The 23,698-nt window shown below is 57.2% G+C and carries 19 protein-coding genes; 11 read left to right on the top strand and 8 right to left on the bottom strand.

What is annotated here, in order from left to right; genetic code table 11:
• Positions 1 to 49: 49 nt before the first annotated feature.
• On the bottom strand, positions 50 to 2,887 hold the full coding sequence (locus ACGK9W_RS15315) for a PAS domain S-box protein (protein WP_405417394.1): 2,838 nt from the start codon (positions 2,885 to 2,887) through the stop codon (positions 50 to 52).
• The gene (locus ACGK9W_RS15310) at positions 2,853 to 4,601 is read right to left on the bottom strand and encodes an ATP-binding protein (RefSeq protein ID WP_405417392.1); all 1,749 of its coding nucleotides are present in this window, start codon (positions 4,599 to 4,601) and stop codon (positions 2,853 to 2,855) included. Before ACGK9W_RS15310 ends, ACGK9W_RS15315 begins: the two co-directional genes overlap by 35 nt.
• A 161-nt stretch (positions 4,602 to 4,762) precedes the next feature.
• Between ACGK9W_RS15310 and ACGK9W_RS15305 the strand changes: the two genes are divergently transcribed.
• From ACGK9W_RS15305 to ACGK9W_RS15270, 8 genes are all read left to right on the top strand, one after another.
• Positions 4,763 to 6,451, top strand: coding sequence for a diguanylate cyclase domain-containing protein (locus ACGK9W_RS15305; protein WP_008173031.1), 1,689 nt, complete (start codon positions 4,763 to 4,765; stop codon positions 6,449 to 6,451).
• Positions 6,452 to 6,478: 27 nt separating this feature from the next.
• Entirely contained in the window at positions 6,479 to 7,627 is a 1,149-nt protein-coding gene (locus ACGK9W_RS15300; RefSeq protein ID WP_008173029.1) for a response regulator, read from the top strand.
• Entirely contained in the window at positions 7,617 to 8,030 is a 414-nt protein-coding gene (locus ACGK9W_RS15295) for a response regulator (RefSeq protein ID WP_008173027.1), read from the top strand. The genes ACGK9W_RS15300 and ACGK9W_RS15295 overlap by 11 nt, the downstream gene beginning before the upstream one ends.
• A gap of 40 nt (positions 8,031 to 8,070) precedes the next feature.
• Positions 8,071 to 8,391: a DUF2288 domain-containing protein gene (locus tag ACGK9W_RS15290; RefSeq protein ID WP_008173025.1), complete on the top strand. Its 321-nt coding sequence runs from the start codon at positions 8,071 to 8,073 to the stop codon at positions 8,389 to 8,391.
• Positions 8,392 to 8,403: 12 nt separating this feature from the next.
• The gene (locus ACGK9W_RS15285; protein ID WP_008173024.1) at positions 8,404 to 8,772 is read left to right on the top strand and encodes a hypothetical protein; all 369 of its coding nucleotides are present in this window, start codon (positions 8,404 to 8,406) and stop codon (positions 8,770 to 8,772) included.
• Between the two features lie 27 nt (positions 8,773 to 8,799).
• Entirely contained in the window at positions 8,800 to 9,708 is a 909-nt protein-coding gene (locus tag ACGK9W_RS15280) for a lysine exporter LysO family protein (RefSeq protein WP_008173021.1), read from the top strand.
• Positions 9,709 to 9,811: 103 nt separating this feature from the next.
• Positions 9,812 to 10,771 (top strand): ABC transporter substrate-binding protein, encoded by a 960-nt coding sequence (locus ACGK9W_RS15275; RefSeq protein WP_008173020.1) that lies wholly within the window; start codon positions 9,812 to 9,814, stop codon positions 10,769 to 10,771.
• Positions 10,772 to 10,827: 56 nt separating this feature from the next.
• Positions 10,828 to 13,047: a PhnD/SsuA/transferrin family substrate-binding protein gene (locus ACGK9W_RS15270; RefSeq protein WP_405417388.1), complete on the top strand. Its 2,220-nt coding sequence runs from the start codon at positions 10,828 to 10,830 to the stop codon at positions 13,045 to 13,047.
• A gap of 51 nt (positions 13,048 to 13,098) precedes the next feature.
• Here ACGK9W_RS15270 and ACGK9W_RS15265 read toward each other — a convergent pair whose 3' ends face one another.
• Both ACGK9W_RS15265 and ACGK9W_RS15260 read right to left on the bottom strand, forming a co-directional pair.
• Entirely contained in the window at positions 13,099 to 14,307 is a 1,209-nt protein-coding gene (locus ACGK9W_RS15265) for an HD-GYP domain-containing protein (protein ID WP_405417386.1), read from the bottom strand.
• Complete coding sequence (locus ACGK9W_RS15260) at positions 14,304 to 15,113, bottom strand: TatD family hydrolase (RefSeq protein ID WP_092030572.1); 810 nt, start codon at positions 15,111 to 15,113, stop codon at positions 14,304 to 14,306. Before ACGK9W_RS15260 ends, ACGK9W_RS15265 begins: the two co-directional genes overlap by 4 nt.
• 129 nt (positions 15,114 to 15,242) lie before the next feature.
• Between ACGK9W_RS15260 and ACGK9W_RS15255 the strand changes: the two genes are divergently transcribed.
• A complete protein-coding gene (locus ACGK9W_RS15255; protein ID WP_092030570.1) occupies positions 15,243 to 16,076 on the top strand; it encodes a polyphosphate kinase in 834 nt (277 codons plus the stop codon).
• A gap of 17 nt (positions 16,077 to 16,093) precedes the next feature.
• A complete protein-coding gene (locus ACGK9W_RS15250) occupies positions 16,094 to 17,365 on the top strand; it encodes a D-amino acid dehydrogenase (protein ID WP_092030568.1) in 1,272 nt (423 codons plus the stop codon).
• 125 nt (positions 17,366 to 17,490) lie between these two features.
• On the opposite strand, the gene ACGK9W_RS15245 is transcribed toward ACGK9W_RS15250, so the two are convergent.
• On the bottom strand, positions 17,491 to 18,219 hold the full coding sequence (locus ACGK9W_RS15245; RefSeq protein WP_405417383.1) for a tRNA/rRNA methyltransferase: 729 nt from the start codon (positions 18,217 to 18,219) through the stop codon (positions 17,491 to 17,493).
• Here ACGK9W_RS15245 and ACGK9W_RS15240 point away from each other — a divergent pair.
• Complete coding sequence (locus tag ACGK9W_RS15240; RefSeq protein ID WP_405417381.1) at positions 18,218 to 19,492, top strand: methyltransferase; 1,275 nt, start codon at positions 18,218 to 18,220, stop codon at positions 19,490 to 19,492. The genes ACGK9W_RS15245 and ACGK9W_RS15240 overlap by 2 nt on opposite strands.
• On the opposite strand, the gene ACGK9W_RS15235 is transcribed toward ACGK9W_RS15240, so the two are convergent.
• From ACGK9W_RS15235 to ACGK9W_RS15225, 3 genes are all read right to left on the bottom strand, one after another.
• Positions 19,449 to 19,928: a DUF4124 domain-containing protein gene (locus ACGK9W_RS15235; RefSeq protein WP_405417379.1), complete on the bottom strand. Its 480-nt coding sequence runs from the start codon at positions 19,926 to 19,928 to the stop codon at positions 19,449 to 19,451. The genes ACGK9W_RS15240 and ACGK9W_RS15235 overlap by 44 nt on opposite strands.
• 77 nt (positions 19,929 to 20,005) lie before the next feature.
• A complete protein-coding gene (locus tag ACGK9W_RS15230) occupies positions 20,006 to 21,214 on the bottom strand; it encodes an OmpA family protein (RefSeq protein ID WP_405417377.1) in 1,209 nt (402 codons plus the stop codon).
• A 160-nt stretch (positions 21,215 to 21,374) separates the two neighbouring features.
• Positions 21,375 to 23,696, bottom strand: a complete 2,322-nt coding sequence (locus ACGK9W_RS15225; RefSeq protein ID WP_405417375.1) for an ATP-dependent helicase — start codon at positions 23,694 to 23,696, stop codon at positions 21,375 to 21,377.
• Positions 23,697 to 23,698 lie beyond the last annotated feature (2 nt).

The raw sequence follows: 23,698 nt of genomic DNA, 5'->3' as shown, positions 1-23,698 counted from the left end.
CTCAACCAGAAACAGGCGCCATGCCCTTCCTCTGAGTCAAACCCCACATCTATGCCTTCACTTGCTCCAACGGCAGTCCCAGCCAGAAAGTTGAGCCCCTTCCTTCCCGTGACTCGAATCCGACATCTCCTCCCATCTGTGTCATGATTTCTTTCGTGATGGCCAGACCGAGACCTGTTCCCCGTTTGCCACGTGTGTCGGAACTGTCTGCCTGAGCGAATTTCTGGAAAATTCTGCCGCGGAAATTATCAGGAATGCCAGGTCCCTGATCAGTAACGAGGATACGGACAAGATCATGTTCGACCTCGGTGCATACCAAAACCTCACCTTCAGGGGGCGAGAACTTGATGGCGTTAGACAGCAAATTGGTAAATGCCTGGCCCAAGCGCGAGCGATCGATTTTCGCCATGCAGTTGGGGCTACTGTCTTCGATCTGCACAGAAACGCCGCTGTCCAGGGCGTAGGTTTTGAGACGTTCTGCCGACTCCTCAATGACGGGGCCAAGTTCCTGTATACGCAGGTTCATGGTCATCTTGCCGGAAACAAGTTTTTCCATGTCTAACAGGTCGTCCACCAGTTGTTTCAGCTGCTCGGCATTACGATGGGCGATAGACACCATACGCTCAGCCTGTGAGGGAAGCGCGCCCAAAGTTCCGCTTTCGACCAGGCCAAGAGAACCCGATATGGAGGTCAGCGGCGTACGGAGTTCATGGCTTACCGTTGAGATGAACTCGCTTTTCATCCGGTCGACTTTTTTGCGCTCGGAAATATCTTCTATGAGGGTCCAGATCAGCGGTTGGCCAGAGGGGTTGCTGATTCTCATACCGCGGACGATGGCAGGATAGGTTGAACCATCCGCGCGCACGATCTCGACTTCATAAGGCCCGAAACGTCTTTCGCTCTGAAGTTCGGCGATGATTTGCTGTCGATGGTTTTCGAAGTCCGGGGGCAGAAGCTCAAAATAGTCCATTGCCATCAATTGGTCACGGCTGTATCGGGTAGGCCCTAGCAGAGCCTCGTTCACGTCAAGAAACGCTCCTGATACATAGTCATTCAGCGCTATGCCAATGGGCGACAGTTCGTAGAGTCTCCGGAGCTGAACTTCGCTTTCCTGAAGGGCCAGTTCGGTTTGTTTTGCCTCGTCAATGTCAGCAATGTAACCGTGCCACATGGTACTGCCGTCTGGCATCCGTTCCGGTGATGACTTGCCCTCTACCCAGCGCCAGCCGGATTTGCCGTCTGTTACACGATAGTGACTGTGCCAGAGAGTCAAGGACTCCTCAGATCTCTCAATACTGGCTGCTACCTTGGGAAAATCATCGGGATGGATCTTGGTGAAGCAGATCGAGGCATCTTCATGTGCCTCCTCTGCTGTAACACCGTAGATGTCCGTGATGCCGGGGCTGGTGTAGGGAAACGAAACACGGCCATCCGGCCACTGTTGATACTGATAGAGCATGCCCGGCGTCTGTTCTACCAGTTTGGTGAGCATCTGCACACTGAGCTGCCTCTCAATGAGGGCTCCAACCCAGCGTGCCAGGAGAGTCACGAACTTGATTTCAGTATCCGAGAAGTCCTGTTCCCTCGGTTCTGGCGAAGAAAAGTTGAGGGTTCCGTACAAACGGTCTTTGATGAAAATGGGCGCAGCCAGGTAGCTCTCAAGCCCGAACTTGTCGTAGCACCGGTGATCGCGATAGCTCGATCTGGCCATGTGTGCAATGGCCAGGCTTTCCCGCGAACCGAGGAGCATTGAACAATAGGTGTCTTTCAGTGGAAAGCTGGCATTCTGCTCCAGTCCGGCATCCTCGGGGGCGACGAACCACCGGATGGAATAAACGTTACTATGGATCTCGCTGACTATTCCGAGAGGCAGCTTCAGGTAGTCAGACCCGAGCCGAAGGGCTTTTTCGATGCGAATGTCATCATTGGTTTCGGTGTCCAGGGCCAGATCATTGAGAATGGCCAGCGCTTCGTTCTGATGCTGGATCTTGCTCAGGTTGCTCATTTCCTCTGTGATATCGGCGTGGGTGCCATACATCATCAGTGGTTCATCGTTCTCGGTCCATTCAAACACCTGGCCGCGATCGTGCACCCAAACCCAATGGCCGTTCTTATGCTTCATCCGACACCGGTAGTCGTACTCGGACAATTCACCGGCAAAATGAGCTTTTAGCAATCGCTCTGATTCAGGCAGATCATCCGGATGTGCGAAGGCTAACCATGTCTTGATACTGACAGGCTCCAGCTCATCAAGCGTGTAGCCGCAAATGTTGGCCCAGCGCTCGTTGAAAACGGTTTCCCCGGTTTGTACGTTCCACTCCCAGGTGCCAATTCTCGTACCTTCAATAATAGCCCGTGACCTTCGCTCGCTGTGTTTGAGTTCCCGGTAGAACTCGGTTGCCGCCTGCATGTTGATTTCGCGCTCGACACAGTCGGCCATTTCACGAAGAAGGGATTGGTCCTCCTTATCGAAGGAGCGCGGAGTCGCGTCAATCAGGCAGAGCGTCCCCAATCTGAAGCCTTCGCTGTTGTGGAGGGGGGCGCCCGCGTAGAAGCGTATATTCGGGGCCTCGGTAACCAGCGGATTGTCGGAGAAGCGAGGATCCTCCATGGTGTCTTCGATGATCAGGGTGCCCGAGTCAAGAATGGTGTGACCGCAGAAGGATACGTCGCGGGACGTTTCCGAAGCTGCGAGCCCCTGGCAGGACTTGAACCATTGCCGGTTTTTGTCCACCAGGCTAACCAGCGCAATGGGAACCCGGAATGCCTTGCGGGCCATACGGGTGTAACGATCAAACCGCTCTTCAGGCTCCGTATCGAGCAGGCCCGTACGTTCAAGCGCCGCCTGGCGCTCAGTCTCCTCGGGGGGGATTTCCGGCGCTTTCATTAACCTTATTCCTACTGACCATGTTTTGGGGTAGCTCAACCCAGAAATTGGCTCCGTTGTCGTAAAAATAGCCGACTTCACAGTTCATGAGCTTTGCCAACTCCCGGCAGATCGCGAGGCCAAGCCCCGTCCCGGCTTTGGACCTGGCGGAGCCAGAATCGGCCTGGGCGAATCGCTGGAACAACCTGGGCAGGAAGCTCTCCGGAACGCCTGGGCCTTCGTCTGATACGGTAATTCGAACCATGCCAGTTGAGGTTGATTCTGACGAGATCCTTACAGAGCCTCCTACGGGAGAAAACTTGATGGCATTGCTGATGAAATTATCCAATATTTGTCTAAGTCTGGTTGGATCAGCGGTGACGAATTTCTCTGTGCAATGTCCAAGCGTCAGAGGAATGCGGTAGTGGCTCGCCATGGCCCGATTTCCATCGCAGGCATCCCTTATAGCTGTTGCAGGATCAACTGTCTCCAGATCGATGGGCATCTGCCCTGCCATGGCTTTGTTGAAGTCCAGCAGGTCGGATATCAGCCGTTGCAACTGTTCGCTATTCCGAAAAGCAACGTCGACCATCGAGTCAGCTTTATCTGGCAGTTTCCCCGCTGCGCCTGAGCGCAGCAGTTTCAGTGCGCCGTTTATCGAGGTCAAAGGCGTGCGCAGCTCATGGCTTACGTTCGAGACAAAGTCGTCTTTCATGATGTCCAGCGCCTCGCGTTCCTTCATCAGCTTGTTAAAGGCGCGGGCTACGTTTCTGACCTCTGGCGGGCCTTTAAGAGACAATCGGTTTGCCGCAAAACCCTCCGTCGCCATTTCCCGTATCCTGAGCGACATTCTCTCCAATGGAAGCGTTGTTGCCCGGGCGAGTAGCCAAGCTATGGCTGCCAGTGCCAGAAGAGCCACGGCACTGGCAGCAAGGAACTTGTCGAAAGAGGCCCGTGCCGGTTGTGTTGCCTGTTGGTAGGGCACTGCTCTTAGAAACATCCAGCCCACGCGGTCAAGATGTTGCGTAGCGTAGATCCACTTTTTTCCAGAATGGTCGGAAACAACGCCTGAGGTCTGGCCGGACAATGCCGCATCAATAATCAGATCCTCGCCTGGTGGCGGCAGATCGGGCATCGGATTGGCGACGGAGAGCGTATCCACCTGCATGAAATGGCCGGTGTCGATGACCTTGAACAGGGCGCCAAAAGAGGCATCTTCCTGCTTCGGTATGATCCCGGCCTCGGCCAGGTTGATGATTCCTCCGGCGAAACCAAGTAAATCCCCATCGTCACTACTGATAGGGTAAAGAAAAGATAGGAGCAGAAGCCCGGTTGTCCTGCCAATAATTGGCCGGCTGATGACGGGTTCCCGGGTTTTGTAGGCCTCGCGAAAGTGCTGCCGGTCAGCGTAAGAGGTGCCTATACGATTGGGTACGTAAACGTTTTCGGCGATTGCCACGCTGTCTTCGTCGAAGACCAACAGGCCTGCCTCGAAGTACTCGGATAAAGCCGATTGCCGACCGAGCAGAGCTTCGATGCGATCTTTTGAGAGTCGGTTTTTACCATCCGTCAGAGTAGCGGCGAAAGCGCCCAGAGCCTGTATGCGCACCTGGAGATCCTGATCGACTCGATTGGCGATTGACTCGGCGTCCAGAAGCTGGCGCTGGGTGAGAACGTTTTCGAAATCCCGGATCAGCTCGTTGTAGGCTGTCGCTGAAAGAACGACGACAGTCAAAAAGCTACTCAAGACAGCAATAAGGGCAACGCGGCTGCCAATAGAAAGATTCCTCAAATTCAGCCCTTCAGGTCGTAGCGGTAGCAGTTGAAACGTGTTTTCATTACCGAGAGAGTAATTGAATTTGCCGGCGTGGCAAATAGTCCACCAGGAGTATTGATGTGGCCTTGGAGTCGACAGGCAAGATTTCTTCACGGCTGGAAGTGCTCAGGCAAAGATTCCTTGAGCGGGCCAAAGAAGATATTCAGCAATTGCGAACATTGGCAGAGAAAACCCGGCGTGGTGAGTTCTCTGCCGACGGATTGTTGTTTTGCTATCAAAGCCTGCACAAGTTGTCCGGTTCGGCGGGGACATTCGGCCTTCCAGAGCTAGGTGAAGCTGCCAAGGCACTGGAAAAGGAGTTAAAAGGTCAAGCTGAGAGTCTTGGCGCTCTCGACGACGTCCTCAGCCATCCTATCGACATTCCCGACGGATTTGCAGATGGAATAGACGCGCTCGCAGAGCTTGTTGAAGTCAAGAGTCAGGCGGTTGACCAGGATAGTAGCTTTACCGAGGAGCCCACGACCTACAAGGGTAGCCAGGGCATGCAGGTGAGCGTTCTGCTCGTGGAAAAGGGGGAAGAACGCCTCGCGATGCTGGAGAAGGAGATGGCTCCGTATGGCTTTTCCTTCACCCGTGTAGATTGTAATGATGCCGGCGCACTTGGCAACGCATTGGCTGAGGTCCGCGGAGCAGCGGCCATTTTGTGTCGGGAATCGGCTCTTTCAGATGTTATGTCCATACGGAACACGTCTTTTGAGGAAAGCTCTCGTCGTCGCCTGCCGGTAATCTGCCTTGGCAGCGATAATTCTTTCCAGAACCGCTACAGAGTGGCCGAGACCGGAGCGTATGCATTCTTCCCGGATCCGGTGGACATACCTGAACTTGCCGAAAGGATTGAGTCGCTTGCCATTGAACGCAGCGCCAATGTACAGGGGCGGGTGCTGATCGTCGAAGACGATGCCGAGCTGGCCGAACACTATTGTCTGGTGTTGCAGGCGGCCGGTATTGAGGCGCAAGCAGTGTCAGAGCCTTTTCACCTGACGTCCAGCCTTGCAGATTTTGTGCCGGACATCGTCCTGATGGATGTTCAGATCGGCGACTATTCCGGTGTCACGCTCGCCCGGCTGATTCGGTTCGAGCCACGGTGGTTGAGCCTGCCAATCATTTATCTCTCTTCTGAGGATGATCGCGAAAACCAGCTGGAGGCTTTGTCCAAGGGCGCGGATGAATTCCTGATGAAGCCGGTCTCGGATAGTTATCTGGTCCGGTCGGTGCGCATTCGTTGTTACCGGGCCCGTCAGCTTTCCGAGCTTATGAACCGGGATAGCTTGACCGGTCTTCTGAAACATTCATTGATCAAGGAAGAGGTTGAAAAAGAACTGGCAAGATGTCGTAGGAGTGGTCACCGGTCCTGTGTTGTTATGCTTGATCTCGATCATTTCAAGACGGTAAACGATACTTGGGGCCACTCGCAGGGTGATATCGTGATTCGCACCCTTGCCAACCTTCTGAGAAATCGGTTGCGCGAGACTGATATGATCGGTCGTTACGGAGGCGAGGAGTTTCTGGTGGTTTTACCTGAGTGTGATGTTTCTGCGGCCAAAGACCTGATTCGTGGAATTGGTGAAAGCTTTTCCGAACTTTCTTTCGTGGCGGGAGAGTCCAGCTTTCAGGTTACTTTCAGCGCAGGCATTGCCGCGATTAATGATTTTACCAACGGTGAGGATGCCCTGAATGCCGCCGATCAGGCGCTTTATGAGCGCAAACGCGGTGGCCGTGACGGGGTGACCGTTTACTCTTCCAAATAATGTCCGTTGTACGCTTAGGGTGGTCATTTGAAAGCGCTGATTCTTGAAGACGATGATCTCATTGCAGAGTTGCTGGAAACTGTCGTCGCGGGCCTATACTCGGGTGTGTCTGTTGTGCTCGCCGATACTCTCGGTGAAGCGCTCAGGCAGGTAAAAAATAACCGGTTTGACCTTTACATTGCGGACAGAAATCTGCCGGATGGATCGGGGCTGGAACTTGTCAGGCAGGTGCGTCAACTGGATCGTGATGTTCCCATTGTGATGGTTTCCGGCCGCTCTGATCGGGAGTCTGTGTTGCAGGCGGCTCATTACGGGATCGACGGTTACATGACCAAACCCTTCGATGTGGCGAACCTCCACGAACGGCTTGGAAAGCTACTGAAAGTCGATCAGACCTCTGAAGCGCCGGACCTCAAGACATTGCTCCGTGATTCACTGGAGGAAGTGATTCAGTTGCCCTCCGATGTGGACCCTTCGGACATTCTTGAATTAATCGGTCGCCAGGGAGATCTTTCCGCGGCGCAGCTGGCTGAGCGCTGGCGAGAAGAGGCCAGCCTCACCGCCCGTTTGCTGGATGTGGCCAACAGCAGCTCATTCAGGCGTTCCGGCAAGCCCGTTGAAACTCTGAGAGATGCTATCGGGTCTCTGGGCGTACCTCTTGCACTGAACCAGGCTTTGGCGTTGTCGCTGGATGTATCCAACAAGCTGCAGCATGAGCCGCTACGCGAGCTTTCAAAAACCTACCACGAATGCGCCTTGCAGGTGGCAAAAGAGGCCCAGCGATTGGCGATCAGCCTGAAGAAACAACCCCTCCCGCTTCAAAAAGCCGGGTTGCTAAGCCGCCTGGGCGAGCTCGCTGTTCTCAAGGTACTCAACCAGTATGCTGCAGCCGGAGGTGAAATCGGAACGGCAGAGGCGGAAAAGGTTCTGGAGGAGTGGGCACAGGCTTATGGAAACCGGCTCAAGGTTCAATGGCGCTTGCCGCTGGGGGTCCGGGAGCTGATCGGTGCCGTCCATTTTCTGCCCAACGATTGCACCCGTGAGGAACGGCTGATTATGCGTGCTGCCTCTCTTTTGGCTTCAGGCGAGCAGGACTCCGAGGAATGCCGCAGGCTGATTAGACGCATTGGTATGGAAACCGAAGAAACAGAGCGGGAGAAAAGTAATGGAGAGTAAACAACAAAACTTGCCTCAGAAGATTCTGTATGTTGAGGATGATCCGGATATTCGGGCAGTCGCGGAAATTGCTCTGGAGGATGTCGGCGGCTTTTTAACGGCGATTTGCGAGTCCGGCGCTGAGGCTGTGGAGAGAGCCCCAGAATTCGAGCCGGAACTGATTTTGCTGGACGTTATGATGCCGGGAATGGATGGTCCTACGACGTTGCAGGCACTGCGTGAGCTTGATGGGATGGAGACAGTGCCAGTCATCTTTATGACCGCCAGGCTACAGAAATCCGAAATCGAGGAATATCAGGCGTTGGGAGCGCTCGGTGTCATACCGAAGCCCTTTGACCCCATGAACCTTTCAGAACAGATTGCTCAGATTCTGGCAGATGCGGTGGGGCGAGATTTCCGGTAGTCTGGCCAGCCTGAGCCCTGTTTAGACTGATGAGGTAGTCATGTCATCCTCCCCATCCCGGGACGAATTGAAAGCCAAGCTGAATCTTGAGACTTCTCGCATCCGCTGGCACGATCTGCAGACCTACTTTGCGAGGGGGCAGGTCGTCAGGGTGTCGCCGGACCTGGATCTGCTTGAAGTGGCGACTGAGTTGGCGGCGGATAACAAAGCCCGTTTCGAACAGTGGATGAACGATGGACGCGTTGGTGAGGTTGCGCCGGACACCGCGCAGGATTGGTATGATCGCAATGCGGAACTCTGGGCGGTCGTCATCGCACCCTGGGTTCTCGTGCAGGACAGGTCAGGGCATGTTCTGCACTGACAGAATGGCATCATGAAGCTCCACTATTTCCACGGCCGTAGCCCGCTTCGGGATCTCGTCATGGTGAAAGACGGCCAACGCATCGAGCTACACATCCGGCCAGCAGGCGGCGGTCATTGGGGCCTGGTAGCTCTGGCTGGCCCTGACCGGGGGCGCCCGGATGGGCAGTTCTGCCGTGGGCCCTGGCCAACCCAGGCCCGGGCTGAATCGGTTCTCAGAAGCGTCGCCGGCACCATGATGGGAAAAGGCTACGAGCCGAAGCCCGGAGATTATGCGGTCTGGTCCGTTACCGCCCAACGTCTTGCCCGCACCATCGGCGTTCCGCAGGGTGAACAGGCCAGCCCGGATGCCGACCCCGACCAGTTCAAACCCCTGACCTGATAACCCCCTTTTCGTTTCGAGGACGCCATGCTGACTGGAGCCTTGCTCATTCTTGCTCCCCTGTTCCTGGGTTTTGCCATCGCCCTGGAAAACCGCCGGGCCATGACGGTGATCCATTACATGGTGGAGGCACTGGTTTACTTCATCCTGTTGCTGCTGGGCCTGGGGCTTGGCCAGATGGAGGGCCTGGCGGCGCAACTAGGTGGCATGGCGACTCAGGTACTGGCACTGGTGCTGGTGCTTTTCGTCGCCAACATGTTTGGGCTCTGGATGTTCCACCGCTGGCAGCCAATGTCCATCGAGCGGGTCGAGGGCAGTGTCAGCCCCGGATACCGCCGGCTTTTTCTGGCTGGCCTGAAACCGCTGGTGGCGGTTATTGCCGGGCTGCTTGCCGGCTACTACCTGTTGCCGGACATGCCCATGGCGGAACAGCTGGCGACCTGGTCCCTGATGTTGCTGCTGTTTCTGATCGGCCTGCAGTTGCGCAATGCCGGGCTTTCGCTGCGCAAACTTCTGATGAATCGTCAGGGGCTCGGTATCGCGCTGGCTCTGACGCTCAGTTCCCTGGTGGCCGGTGCCCTGTTGATACCCTGGCTTGGGTTGCCCTGGCACGACGCCCTGGCGGTTGCCTCCGGGTTTGGCTGGTACTCGCTGTCCGGCATTGTCATCGGCGAAGCCCTTGGCCCTGCCTGGGGCGGCGTGGCCTTCCTCAATGATGTGCTCAGGGAGATTGTTGCGTTGGCAATCATCCCCTTGTTGATTGCCAACAGGCCGGCCATGGCTATTGGTTATGGTGGCGCTACCGCCATGGACTTCACCCTGCCGGTTATCCGCAGCAGTGGCGGGCTGACCTGTGTTCCGGTGGCGATCGCCTCCGGTTTCTTGCTGTCTTTTCTCTCGCCGGTGCTGATGGGGGTGTTCCTGTCTTTGGGATAAATTGACGCGGTGCAAGGCAAGTTGCGGTTTTACGGGTAGTATGTGAAGCAGTAAACTGTCGTTTATTGACAAATGTTAATGTCTTTGCCCGGTCCGGAGCCTGATGCAACGCCGTGAATTCCTTGGTCTATCGATAGCAGCCGGACTGTCCGCGGCGGGATTGCCGGGTTGCAGTGATTCCGGCCCGCTGAGGTTCGGTATCCACCCCTGGATCGGCTACGAGCCGCTGTACCTTGCCCGTGATTTCAACTGGTTGCCGGATACGGTTGCGCTGGTGCCGGGCACGTCTGCCAAAGACTCCATGGAGGGCCTTATTTCAGGGGCGCTTGATGGGGCGGCGCTGACTCTGGATGAAACCATACGGGTCCGGTCGAGTGGGCTGGAACTGGTTGTGGTTGCCGTCGCTGATGTGTCCGCCGGCGCCGATGTACTGATGGTCAAGCCATCGATCACGGAATTGACAGCCCTCAAGGGGCAGCGTATTGCGGTGGAGCTGAACGGCGTCTCGGGCGTTATGCTGTTTAAAATCCTTGAGGTAGCGGGGCTCGGTCGCAGCGACGTGATAAAAGTGGATTTGCCGGTAAGCCAGCATGCACAAGCCTGGTCCCGCGGTGAAGTGGATGCTTCGGTATGCTACGAGCCAACAGCGTCACTCATAGAGAACGCCGGAGGCGTCAGACTCTTCGATAGTAGCGACATTCCGGAAACCATCTTCGATGTGCTGGTGGTGACCCGGAAAGCGGCAGAGAGCAATTCCAGAGCGGTTCGCGACCTGTTGACCGGACATTTTACCGGCCTGCAGCACCTGGTGCGGAGCATGCACGACTCAATGTACCGGATTGCCACCCGTCAGGGGATCAGTCCGGACGAGGTTCGCATGGCACTGGCCAGCGTTATGCTGCCGGATCTGGCCGCGAACCAGCGTTATCTCAGAGCAGCCGGACCCATCGAAACCATGGCCGGATCCCTGTCTCGCCTTATGCTGGCAGAGGGGATGATTGACCAGAATCCTGGCATCCAGCGCATGTCAGATCCTTCGTTTCTGCCAGCGAGGGTCTCTTGAATATTCGCCGGTTTGTTGCCTGTCTTTGTTTTCTGTTTGCCACGGAATTTGTGGCGATGGCATCAGCCAGTGCCGATGAAACACTGACTATGGGTGTATTCGCCTATCGGCCGGACAGTGTGCTTCAGGAACGTTACCAGCCTCTGACGGACTACTTGTCCAGGGAAACCGGCATATCCGTAAGGCTGGAGGTTCTCAATCAGGAGAATATGAGCCGGGCGATCGCCGCCAACCGGCTCGATTTTTTTCTTACCAATCCCAGCCATTTTCTACTGATCCGAAGCGAACGCAGTCTGACCGGCGTTCTGGCGACTCTGGTCAGGCGCTCCGGCCAGTCTTCGACCGGCAGTCTTGGTGGCGTGATCTTTACCAGGGCCGAGCGCGACGACATTGAACAGCTTGCCGATATCCGTGATAAAACCATTGCCTCGCCCGGTGTCCATTTCCTCGGGGGCTACCAGACCCAGGTTCTCGAGCTGATGGATGCCGGTATTGATATCCGCAGAGTGAATCTGATCCGGTTTATGGGCACCCACGACCGAGTGGTTCGTTCGGTTCTCTCCGGAGATGCCGATGTAGGCTTTATCCGAACCAGCATTCTGGAGCAGATGGCGCAGGAAGACCCTGATCTGTTTACCAAGGTAAAGGTTCTGAACCGTCAGCGGCTGGCGGGTTTCCCTTACGTTGTTTCAACCCGTCTATACCCGGAATGGCCCCTGGTGGCGCTGCCCCATGTAAACGAGCGGGCTGTCCGTCGTATCGCGTCGGCGCTTTTTGCCATTGAGCCGGAAGACGAGGTGGCGCTGTCAGTGGGCATTTCGGGTTTTTCGCCGCCCGCAGACTACCAGTCGGTTGAGTACCTGGCTCGCACTCTGCGGGTAACGCCCTACGACCAGGTGCCCCAACTTACCTGGGTGGATGCATTGCACCAGTATCGGCTCTGGGTCTTTACCATTCTGGTGTTGCTCATGTTGCTGGTGGCATTGTCGCTCTGGCTGGGCAAGAGCAAGCGGCAGCTGGCCGCGGAACAGAGGCGTCTGCGCCAGCTTATCCGGGGTTGGCCACAAGCTGCATTGCTGATCCGCGGTGGACTTTTCATCGACACCAACCGGGCTTCTGTTGACCTGCTCAGGTACACCTCCAGTGAATCACTGGTCGGCAAGGATCTGGCGGTCTTTTCGCCGGAATTCCAGCCAGACGGGCAGATCTCCCGACAGAAAATGGCGCCCATGCTGGCCCGGGTTTCGGCGGGTCAGGTGGAACAGTGCGAATGGGTTCTGAATCGCTCTGACGGCACGGAGATCTGGGTGGAGCTTACCATGGCGCCCGTCCACACCGAGGACGAACCGGAAGCTCTGATTCTTTGCTCCCTGTATGAAATCACTCTCCGGAAACACGCGGAACAGCGGCAGCGGCTGGCGGCGAGCGTCTTCGAATACGCCCGCGAGGCTATTTTCATTACTGATAATCACGGCATCGTGATTGATGCCAACGATGCGTATCTGGCGATAACCGGCCGACCCCGCAAACGTGCTATTGGACGACTGCCCCCCTTACCGGTGGAGGAAGGCAGCGGTATTTTCGCCAGTGCCCGGTCTCAGGGCTTCTGGTCCGGAGAGTTTGCCAGCAGGCGCAATGATGGCGAGCCGATTACCTTGTCGGTAACACTCAGCAGCGTTCGTGGCGATCATGGCGCAGTCTCGCATTTTGTCGGTATTTTCAGTGACATCAGTCGGCTAAAAGAGCAGGAAAGAAAGCTCCGGATCATGGCCCATTACGATGCCTTGACCGGAATGCCTAACCGGGTTCTGTTTGCCGACCGATTGCAGCAAGGCATGGCTCTTACCCGGCGTCAGAGCGGCAAACTGGCGGTGGTTTATATTGATCTGGACGAGTTCAAGCCGGTAAACGATGCCTTCGGTCATGAGGCGGGTGACCAGTTGCTTGTCGAGGTGGCCGCCCGTATGCGTTCGGAACTCCGGCAAGAGGATACTCTGGCGAGGCTCGGTGGTGATGAGTTTGCGGCCATCGTGATGAATGTTCAGGACGACGCATCTCTTGAGACCCTGTTGGTACGTCTTTTGGCGCGGGTGGCAGAACCTGTCTGGGTTGCCGATCACAGCGTCGAAGTTTCAGCCAGTATCGGCTACACGCTGTTCCCGCAGGCAGAGGATCTGGACGGCGACCAGCTCCTGCGCCAGGCCGACCAGGCCATGTATCAGGCCAAGCACCGGGGCCGCAATCGCTATGTCCGATTCTCTGATCCATCTTCCTGATAGCAGCCGTTGAACCACTCTATTCCGAGCTGTCCGCGGCTGTCAGCGTTCTCAGGCGAGGAATTTCCTGACATCAATCTTGTAGGTTTCCGGATCAACGGCTCGCAGAATCCGGTCCTGTGTGCCCGGTTTCGCGAGATCGAGGGTATCTACTGTGATCGGCATGCGGAATTTGGTGTGGTACATAACGCGCACAGTCGGCAGCCTCTGGTCACTTTCATTGGCTTCAACCACGACGCCAAGGCGACCACTTTCCAGAAGCACCAGCGAACCCACCGGGTAAAGGCCCAGGCACCGGATAAACTGTTTGACCAGACTGGGATCGAGGTGAGTGCCGCTCCACTCCAGAAGCTTCTTCAGACCCTGTGTTGGTGTCATACCCTTGTGATAGACCCGGTCTGCGGTGATGGCATCGTATACATCGCTGATCGCCACCATGCGACCGTATTCCGAGATCTCATCACCCTTCAGGCCCTCTGGATAGCCTGTGCCATCGAGGCGCTCATGGTGCTGAGCGGCCGTGATGACGGTGAGCTCACCAATGCCCTCTGTGGTAGCCAGAATGTCCCGTGAATGACGGGCATGGAGTTTCATCACCTCGAACTCTTCGGCAGTCAGGCGGCCGGGTTTGTGCAGTATCTCGTCGGGTGTAAGGATCTTGCCCAGGTCGTGGAGCAGGGCGCCAACGATAGTCTGGTGCAGAACGTCAGACGACAGGCCCCGGTAATTCCCGAAAAGGGACATCAGCACACTCAGGTTGACCGAGTGTTCCAGAAGATAATTGTCCTTTTCCCGGATGCGCCCCAGGCAGCTTAGTGCGTTGGCATTCCTGAGCACGGAGTGTTGCAGTTCGTCCGCCAACTGGTGGATGGGCGCCACATCAATAGCGCTGCCCACCTTGGCGTGGTTCATGAACTCGCCCACCAGCCCCTGGGCCTGACTATGGATCTGCTGCGCAATCACGATTTCTTCCGCAAGCGGAACATGCGGCCGCAAGCCCGGCGTCAGTTCACCCGCCTTTTGCAGGGCCGACTCGTTCCGACGATCCACTTCGGCGGCCGTTTCCGAGTCCTGGGAATCGAGGCCTTTTGAAGCGTCGATATAAACGAACTCCACCCCCATCCGGCGGATTTTCTCGATGGTTTCCTCTTTTTTGATAACACCTCGCTTGCGCTGGGTGTTGTGGGGAATCCAGTCGTTGTTCAGGTCGGTTATGTACATGCCGACCTTGAGTGCGGAAATGGGGACGCGCTTGATCATTCGCCGGGGAAAAACGTCCTCAGGCTGTTTGCGTAAGTCTTACCAATCACCTCGTCCAAGGGAAGTTCTTTCACCTCGGCGATTTTTTCGGCGACAAAAGGCAGGTAAAACGGTGCATTTTCCTTCCCGCGGTAGGGCACCGGGGTCAGGAAGGGTGAATCGGTTTCCAGCAGGATCTGCTCGATCGGCGCCATACGCACGATGTCACGCACGTTCTCCGCCTTGTTGAACGTGGTGATGCCGTTGAAGCCCAGGCACCAGCCCTGATCCAGGGCATAACGGGCAAGCCCGGGGCCGGACGTGAAGCTGTGAATGACGCCACGGCGCTTGAGGGTGGTCTCAAACTCGCCCAGGATCTCGATGGTATCCTCGTCGGCTTCCCGGCTATGAATCACCACGGGTCTGTCTGTGTCACAGGCGATCTGGAGCTGGCGCCGGAACACCTCGCGCTGCACGTCCCGGTCGGCGTTGTCGTAAAAATAGTCCAGCCCGATCTCGCCCACCGCAACGATCTTCTCGTCCCGGGCGTGGGCACGGATTTCGGCTTCCACGTCATCAGAATAGCTTTCAGCGTCGTGGGGGTGGATGCCCTGGGTGCCATACACCCAGGGCGCAACCTGGCTGAGTTCGCGTACTCTGGCAAGGTTGTCCGGGGACACCGCAATGGTGATCACTTTCTCGATATTGACCCCTCGTGCCTGCTCCAGGGTTTCCTCGAGCGGACGGTCCTTGAGGTAATCCAGGTGACAGTGGGTTTCAATGATCGGGTGATCAAATACGGGAATCTCGCGACGTTTTTTACTCATTGCCGGGTACTACACTCCATCGCAACCTGCAAACAGGCTGCTATTCTGTGAATTCGGGCTCACAAGTTTACCAGCTTGTACGATTGTTGACCTGTATTACCTCCATAGGGACTTGCACGGAGTAATTTGATGAGGTTGTCGGCGTTTACCAGTTCGTTTCTTTATGAACCCGGGAAACCGAGATTCCGGGATTACCCGACTTTTCTGGATGGCGATGACACCACCCTGCCAGGGTTGGAAGCCAGTCTGGATCAGATTGGTGAATATCAGCGCCGGCTCTGGGCAAACCAGTCCAGGGCGGTTCTATTGGTTACCCACGGCCCGGACACCAGCGGAAAAGACAGCCTGATCCGTACTCTGGCAACCTACGCCGACCCCGCTGGTTTCCATGCCTGGTCGTTCAGCCGGCCCAGGGGCGCCGAAACCCGCCATGACTTTCTCTGGCGGGTAACGCCGTTTCTGCCCGGATTTGGCCAGATGGTCGCTTTCAACCGCAGCCATCATGAAGCGGTGATCGCCGAGCGGGTTTGGCCGGTCCACGCGCCTGAAAGCTACAACTGGCAAAACCGTTACCGCTCCATCCGGAACTTCGAGAATCATCTGGTGGAAGAGGGCACCACGGTGATCAAGATCTGGCTCAACCTGTCTGAGGATGAGCATCGCCAGAGGCTTCTCAAGCGTCTGGACAAGCCGCGCAAGCGCTGGAAGTTTGATCGGTCCGATATCGATGGCTGGGAAAAACGCAGGGAGTACGAAGCGTTTGCCGAGGAAGCCATTGCCGCGACCCATACAGAGCAGGCACCCTGGTTTATCGTGCCGGGAGATCGGAAGCCCCAGGCGCGCCCGATTGTCGCAGCCATACTGGCTGAGCAATTGCAGAATCTGGCGCCGGAATATCCGAAAGAAGATGAAAGCGTTTTGAAAGAGTACCGGCGTCTGCTGGCGAAAAGCGGCGTGAAATAAACACAGGGGAGGAATGCATGCACATTGCTGTTGTTGGTGGCGGCGTGGTGGGAATGACCACCGCCTATGAACTGAATCGCCGGGGCCACCAGGTGACGGTGCTGGAACGTCATTCAATGGCCGGCAACGAGACCAGCAAGGCCAACGCGGCCCAGCGATCCTATGGCGTGGTGTATCCCTGGGCCGATCCCGCGATTGTGTTCAAGGCCATCCCCTGGATCCTCAAGCAGGATGGCCCCCTGAAGCTACGCTTCCCGCCGTCTGTGGAAACACTCAAGTTCATGTTCGCCACGCTCCGTTACGCCTGGTCGCCAGGGCTGTTCGGGTTGAATCGCCGCGCCATGTTGCGCCTCGGTATCCACAGCCGGGAGCGATTCCTGGCGCTTGAGAAGGAGCTTGATCTGTCTTTCGATGGCGACCACCAGGGTCTGCTGCACCTGGCAAGCACACCGGAAGCGCTGGAAGGCTACCGGACGACCCATGAACTGCTGAACGAACTGGGCATCCCTTCCCGTTTGCTCACACCCGAACAGGTGCGCGACGCCGAGCCCGGCATGGTTGGTAATGGTCCGCTTTATGGCGCCCTGAGCTATGACACCGACGGAACCGGCGATTGCCACAAATTTTCCCGGGAACTCGCTAAAGTCTGCGAGGCAAAGGGGATAGTGGTTCGTTACAACGTGGAAGCGGAAAAGCTGATTGCCGATGACCAGAGGGTCAGCGCAATTTCAGTCAGAAACAGCGATGGAGTCATGGAAGCCCTGGAAGTGGATGCCGTGGTGATCAGCGCCGGCTGCTGGTCCAACCACCTGGTTCAGCCCCTGGGCCTCGAACTGCCCATCTATCCGGTAAAAGGTTACAGCCTGACGGTCCCCATGAAGGACCCGGAACGAGGCCCCGCTTCCACCATTCACGATGACAACTACAAAGTGGTTTCTACTCGTCTGGGCAATCGATTACGCGCCACAGGGTTTGTCGAGCTAGCGGATTTCAACAGAGACATTCCGGAGGCGAGGCTGGCCACGATCCGAAAATCGGTGGAGTCCCGGTTCCCCGGCTGCGCCGATCTCGACGCCGCGGAAACCTGGACCGGCTTCCGCCCCATGACCCCGGATGGCCCTGCGATTATCGGCCGCGGTCCCCGAGACAACCTCTACCTCAACACTGGCCACGGCACCTTCGGCTGGACCCTGTCCGCGGGCAGTGCCGATGTCATCGCCCAGGTAATCGAAGGCGAGGAGCCGTCCGTTTGCCTGGATGCCTTCCGCCCAGGAAGATTCCAGGAGTAGGCTCAATACCCCGGTGCGCGCAAAAGGCCCGAGAGCAGGGCGGATAGCCCCTCCCGGGATCGTCGAAAACATGGATGTTTTCGTCGAGCGTACATGGACGTATTCACAGCGTATCCCGGGAGGGGCTATCCGTCCTGCTCCGCCTCGGAATTCGAGCGCGACTGAGATCTGCAATCCACAGCGCGCTCAATGTTCGAACACAGCGTATGAACAAACCCGATATCCCGATCAGACAACAAGGGCAAACGCTCGAAAACCCACTGGGACAGTTTTCCCTCAGGCGGTGTGTCCAGTTCCGGTAGCAAGGTTTCGAGTCGTCCACGAAGCGCGCCAAGACGATGTTCACCTGCGGGCTCAATCTGGCTCTCCGTAGCGACCGATAGTCCGGACATTTCCCAGGCATAGAGCATCACCGACTGGGCAAGGTTCAGGGAGGGGTAGGTGACCTTCATGGGGATGCCGGTTAACAGATCGCAGAGAGCCAGCTCTTCATTGGACAGCCCGCGATCTTCCCGGCCAAACACCAGTGCTGCGGTTGCCACGGACGCACCCTTCGTGGCCAGAACCTTCCGCAGATCTGAGGGGCCGTGCCAATCCTGGCGCTGATGCCGGGTCTTGGCGGAGGTGCCCATCAGCAGGTCTACGGAGTTTCTTACCGCTTCCAGATCGGGGAAAATGCGCGCATTGTCCAGGATGTGGTCGCTGCCGTGGGCCAGCCATTGGGCTTCGGGGCGGGTGTGCAGGTCGGAATTGACCAGCCAGAGCTCGCCGAAGCCCATGGTGCACAGGGCGCGGGCGGCTGCGCCGACATTTTCCGGAACCTTGGGTTCAACAAGTACAAAGGCCAGTTGCATGACGTTACCTCCGGCGGCGAGTTTACACCACGGCGCGGAATCTTTTTACCAGCATTGGCAGCAGCTGAACGACTGGCTGGTACAGCATTCCGAGTTCTGGCAACCGGCGCCGTTCATGACGCCGGAGCCCGCCTGGGCGCGTCGTTATCCGGAACTGGCCACCATGCTGGCGGAACTTACCGATGGGGAATGCCAGCAACTGGATGGCAGCCCGGTTGAGTTGGCGGCTCGGGTAGCCTCATGGTTGCCGTCCCTCGTCCGTTACGCCGACATGGTTCAACTGCCGGAGCTGTTATCGGCACCCGAAAAGGCATCAGAGGCGACTCTCCCGGAAATCCGGGCCACGGATATGCCCGGTCGGAAACGCCTGCAGTCGGGCGCCTTTACGGCGGCACTGACGCCGCTGGAACACCCCGCCCTGGACTGGTGCTGTGGTAAGGGCCATCTGTCCCGGACACTGGCGCCGTTTTGCCCCGGTGAGATACAGGGTTTTGAGTGGAATCCGGAGCTGGTGCGCGATGGCAACCGACTGGCACAACAGTTCGGAGATCCAGTGTCGATCCGCTGGCAGGATGTCATGGCGGAGGAGTTGTCGCTTCCCAGCCGTCACCACGGTGTTGCACTGCATGCTTGTGGCGATCTGCACCGACAGTTGCTGAAGCGAGGCAGTGAATCCGGGTTGCCAAGATTGAGCGTCTCGCCCTGCTGCTACCACCTCACCGAGATGGAACACTACCGGCCGCTTTCAAAGCGGGCGGCGGATCACCAAAAAGCGCTGCAGCCGAGCCGTAACGATCTTCGGCTTGCGGTTCAGGAAACCGTGACGGCACCGGCCCGGGTGAGGGAACAGACCCGTCTTGTCAGCCAGTGGCGCCTGGGATTTGATGGTCTGCAGCGGCAACTTCGTGGGTGTGATGAGTATCTGCCGGTTCCTTCGAATCCGCCCCGCCTTTTGAACGAAGGCTTTCCCGCCTTTTGCCGTTGGGCGGCGGCAAAAAAACAGCTCCGATTACCCGATACGGTGGACTTTGATCACTGGCAGGCGTTTGGCGTGCAACGGCTGGCCGAGGTTCGCCGCCATGAGCTGGTCAGGCATCTGTTCCGGCGTCCTCTGGAGCTCTGGATGGTGTTGGATTACGCGCTCTTTCTGGAAGAGCAGGGGTACAGGGTCAGGCTGGGGCATTTCTGCGACCGTTCACTGACACCCCGCAACCTGCTGCTTGATGCGGTCAGGGTTTCCGGTACTCAACCCGTTCAACACAGCCATCCCTGAAATACACATAGGTCAGCTCATAGAGCGCGCCATAATAGCGGGTCTGGTAGATCCAGACTTCCTGGGGGCTGGTGTAGGTTTCAGGAGGGTTACCAAAAGCACGGCGCACGTTGTCCCGGGTCATGCCTCGCACCACCTGCTCACGAACCAGATAACGACGCAAATCGGTGGAGTTGATAAAACGGCATGTGCCGGCCTCTTTTTCTTGTTCTGACTCTTCGGTCTGTTCTTCTGGATCAGGGGACTCCTGCACCGGGAGGTTCTGATTGAAACTGCCGCCAATGCGGTTATCCCGTAGCTCAAGCGATTCAGCATCCTCGCCGCAGGGCTGGTCCGAGAACACCGTATTGCCGTCTTTTTCGCAGCGAAAAACCTGAGCCTGAGCCGGCACGGCCAGAACAGAGAGGGCGAGCATCAGTGCCATGGCTCTCAGCATCGGTTCCTCGCATTTTTGCAGAAACAAAAAAGGCGCCCGAAGGCGCCTTTTCAAACCACTCAGGTAAAAACCTTCAATTAACGGCGAACCTGAATGCGCGCTTCAACCCGGCGGTTGGCAGCTCGGCCGTCCGCTGTGTTGTTGGACGCGATCGGCTGCTCCTCACCGTAACCTACGGCTTCCACTCGTGCCGGATCAACACCCAGAGGCCCGGTCAGACGACCGGCAACTGCTTCAGCGCGACGCTGGGACAGGAACTGGTTGTAGTCCGCGTCACCGCGGCTGTCAGAGTGACCGGCAATTTCCACGATGGTTTCCGGATTTTCTTTCATGAAGTCAGCGACTCGACTGATTTCACTGTCATAGGCGTTCCCAATCACCGAGCTGTTGGTCGGGAAATTCACTTCGATAGTGAACGTCTGGATGGTCTCAACGACACCTTCACAGCCGGTTTCGTCGACCTCAGCACCCGCAGTTGTGTCTGGGCAAAGATCCTGACTATTCACAACGCCGTCATTATCGCTGTCCAGCTCACAGCCACGGCTGTTTACTTCCGCACCGCGCGGTGTGTCTGGGCACTGGTCACGACTGTCGGCCACGCCGTCTCGATCCGAATCCGGTTCGCAGCCATTGCTGTCAACGGTTGCGCCTGCCGGGGTGCCGGGGCACTGGTCCCGGGAATCGGGAACGCCGTCGCCATCAGCATCTGACGGACGCGCAGGCGCCGGGGAGGCTTGTGCCACGGTGCGGGTAAAAGCAAAACTGATGCCCAGAGAGACCTGAGTGTCGAAGGTGCTTTCATCAATGCCGTGGAATTCACGGAGGTCGCCGCGCAGTGATACGGCGTCGCTGATGTTGTAGCGGAAGCCGGTACCCACGTTCACCCGGGTTTCGTCATGGTTGCTGCCCGCGGTGCGAACGCCACTGTTGTCCGAACCAAAGTCTGCATGGCCTGCGCCCAGAGAAACGTATGGGTTCCAGGCTTCGTCCGGCCCTGCAAAGTAATACGTACCGTCAACCCGAACTTCATCAAATTCCGATTCGCCCGGCACGTATTTGCGGTCTGCATCGGCACGTGAGTAAAGCGCCTCCACCGACCAGTGGGGACGGAAGCGGTATTCCACACCAACGCCGAAGGTGCCGGTTTCGCTCAGATCGCGCTTGTCGTCAAACAGCTGAAAACCTGCAAACGGGTTGATGTAAACGGTTTCCTGACGATCGGCCATGGCCGGGGTTGCCAGGGTAGCGGCCAGTACAGCCGCGGAAATCGGACGCATGACGTTCATGCAGAACCTCCTGTTCATTGTCGTTGTGGTACCGCACTTCTTCATGAAAAGTGCTTGTATACCCGGAATTTAGGCTAGTAAGCCAAAAAAGACAAAAAAATGATACGGATTGTTACGTCCGCAATTGTACCCAGTTGACCTTTACGACCCCGAGGTCGTTTCAGGCCAGAGCGGAAAAATACAGATGCGCGCTCTTTTTACTGAAGTTAAGCACCTCGCCGTTGTCGAAATGTACCTCGAAAGAATTCTCATCTTCGGCGACCACCGAGCCAGGACCAAAGATCGCGTGGCCAAGACGTTTTTGATGCCAGAGTGGTTCCGTTGAGTTTTCGAATGTTGCCGCCTGGCCCTCAAGGGTGACGCTCTCCCGGTCGGCGTAACGCTGGCTGACCGGTGTCAGGGGGGCAGTTAACCGAATGGTTGATGTTTCTGCCGGAGATCGATCATCCAGCCAGCGACCGAATTCCTCGGCAAGCTCAAAGCAGCACTCTTCCACGAAACGGCTTGGGCCCAGATCGCCGTCCAGGTGCGGTTGCTTGCTGGCCGGTCGGGTGATCAGGTGCAGCTGCTGGCGTGTGCGTGTCATGGCCACATACAGCAGCCGTCGCTCGCTTTCCAGAAATGCTCTGGCATTGTCCTGGGGGCGGGGGCTGTACGGCAGGTATTTCTCCTGTAGTCCGGGAATGATAACTGTTGGCCATTCCAGACCCTTGGTGCGGTGAATCGTTGAGAGCAGCACCCCACCCTGCTGTTTTTCTCCCGCCTGTTGTTTGAGGGTTTTCAGGTGTTCCAAGGCGCCTTCAGCTGTGACATCAAGGCTTTTAAGGTACTGCCGGAATCCTTGTATCGTATCGATCCGTTCCTCGGCACTCTCATGCGTCAGCGCCAGGCTGCGGATGCCCTCGTAAAGATCAGTGTGCTCGGCATAGACGCTGATCAGTCCTGCAACCGGACCTCCGTAGCTGCGCAGTTGGGCAAGCACTTCGCCGAGTTTCCGGAGCTTGCGGGCGGCCATGGGCGCCAGCGCGTCGAAGTCCATCGCCAGCAGACGCTCGTGCCAGCCACTGGAAAATCCTGCCAGGAAACGCGCCAACTGCTCCAGCTCCGGCTCTTTCAGACCCACATGAGGAAAGCGCAACAACTGCCGTGCCAGCTCCAGGCGATCCTCGTCCGGCAGGTTTTCCAGTTTCCCGGTCACCACCATCAGAAGGGCAGTGATCGCCTGAACTTCCCGGCTGAACAGCGCGCCCTTGCCGGCATCAATCCGGTAGGGAATCTGACGAGCCAGCAACTTCAGCTCGATAGGGACACTCTGACTCCAGACCCGGAACAGTATGGCCGTGCCTGCCAGAGCCGGTTCCGGTTGGCCCTGAAGAATTTGAAGCACGGCATCGGCATCGCTTTCCGACCGATGCAGGGTGATCTCCGTGCCGGGTGTGGAAGCGTGGGAATGGCAAAGCACATCCTTGCGACCGGTGTTGTGGCAGATCAGATGGTTGGCGAGCAAAGCGACGCGATGGCCGTACCGGAAGGTATAGCTGAGCGTCTGCTCCAGCGGGCTTTCGAACTCATCGCTGAACCGCTTGAGAATAAACTCGGGCTTTGCGCCCCGGAACTCGTAGATCGTCTGGTCCGGGTCGCCAACAACCGTCACCCGGGCCCGGTCTCCAGCCACGTAGCGCAGCAGCAGGTGCTGGATTTCATTGGTGTCCTGGTACTCATCCACCAGAATCAGATCCATCTTGTTGCCCACCAGCCGCTGCAACGGCGGATTCTGGTGAATCGCCATCACCGGCTCGTACAGCATGTCGGCATAACTGATCCGGCCCTGGCTTTTACGCCACTGCTCGAAGCTGTGGAACAGATCAATGAGGTACTTGTGCTTGTCCGAATACCCCAACTCCTCAAACACGATCTCCGCCGGTGACAGCGTTGTCTTTACCAGATCAATAAACCCCGTCGCCGTCTCGACAAAATCCTTCTTGTTGCGCCGTATCTCATCCGCCAGATCCTCCGGCGCCAGCCGTCGGGTCAACTGCCAGGCCTGGAAGCTGATCTCCTGCTCGGTCAGGATTTTGTCCGAAAACCCCGGCAGATAGCCCTCCCGAACAAACCTCTTGTACAACCTCAAGCCCATGGCGTGATACGTCCGTATCTCTGGCAGCGCCAGCCCGCTCCGGGCGCACACCTCCTGCAGCTTGCGCTCGAAATCCACCCGGGCGCTGCGGTTGAACATCAACACCAGCATCCGGTCCGGATCGTGGCCCTGTTCCAGCAGATACCGGATTCGCCAGGCCAGCGTCGACGTCTTGCCACTGCCGGCTACGGCGGTAATCACCGAATGCTCATAGCCCGCGGTGATAATCGCCCGCTGCTCATCGGTGAGGAAGTCCGGAAGGTTGGTGGTCTCAGGAATTTGGGGTTCGGTCGGCATGGCCGGTATTTTAACGGCCTGCTGGTAGAGCGGATACCGCTCCCGCATAA

Origin of the sequence: Marinobacter flavimaris, from assembly GCF_045057155.1 — a bacterium.
GTDB classification, from domain to species: domain Bacteria; phylum Pseudomonadota; class Gammaproteobacteria; order Pseudomonadales; family Oleiphilaceae; genus Marinobacter; species Marinobacter manganoxydans.
Note: the sequence above shows the minus strand (reverse complement) of the source record. Positions and strands in the feature narration are given on the sequence as shown.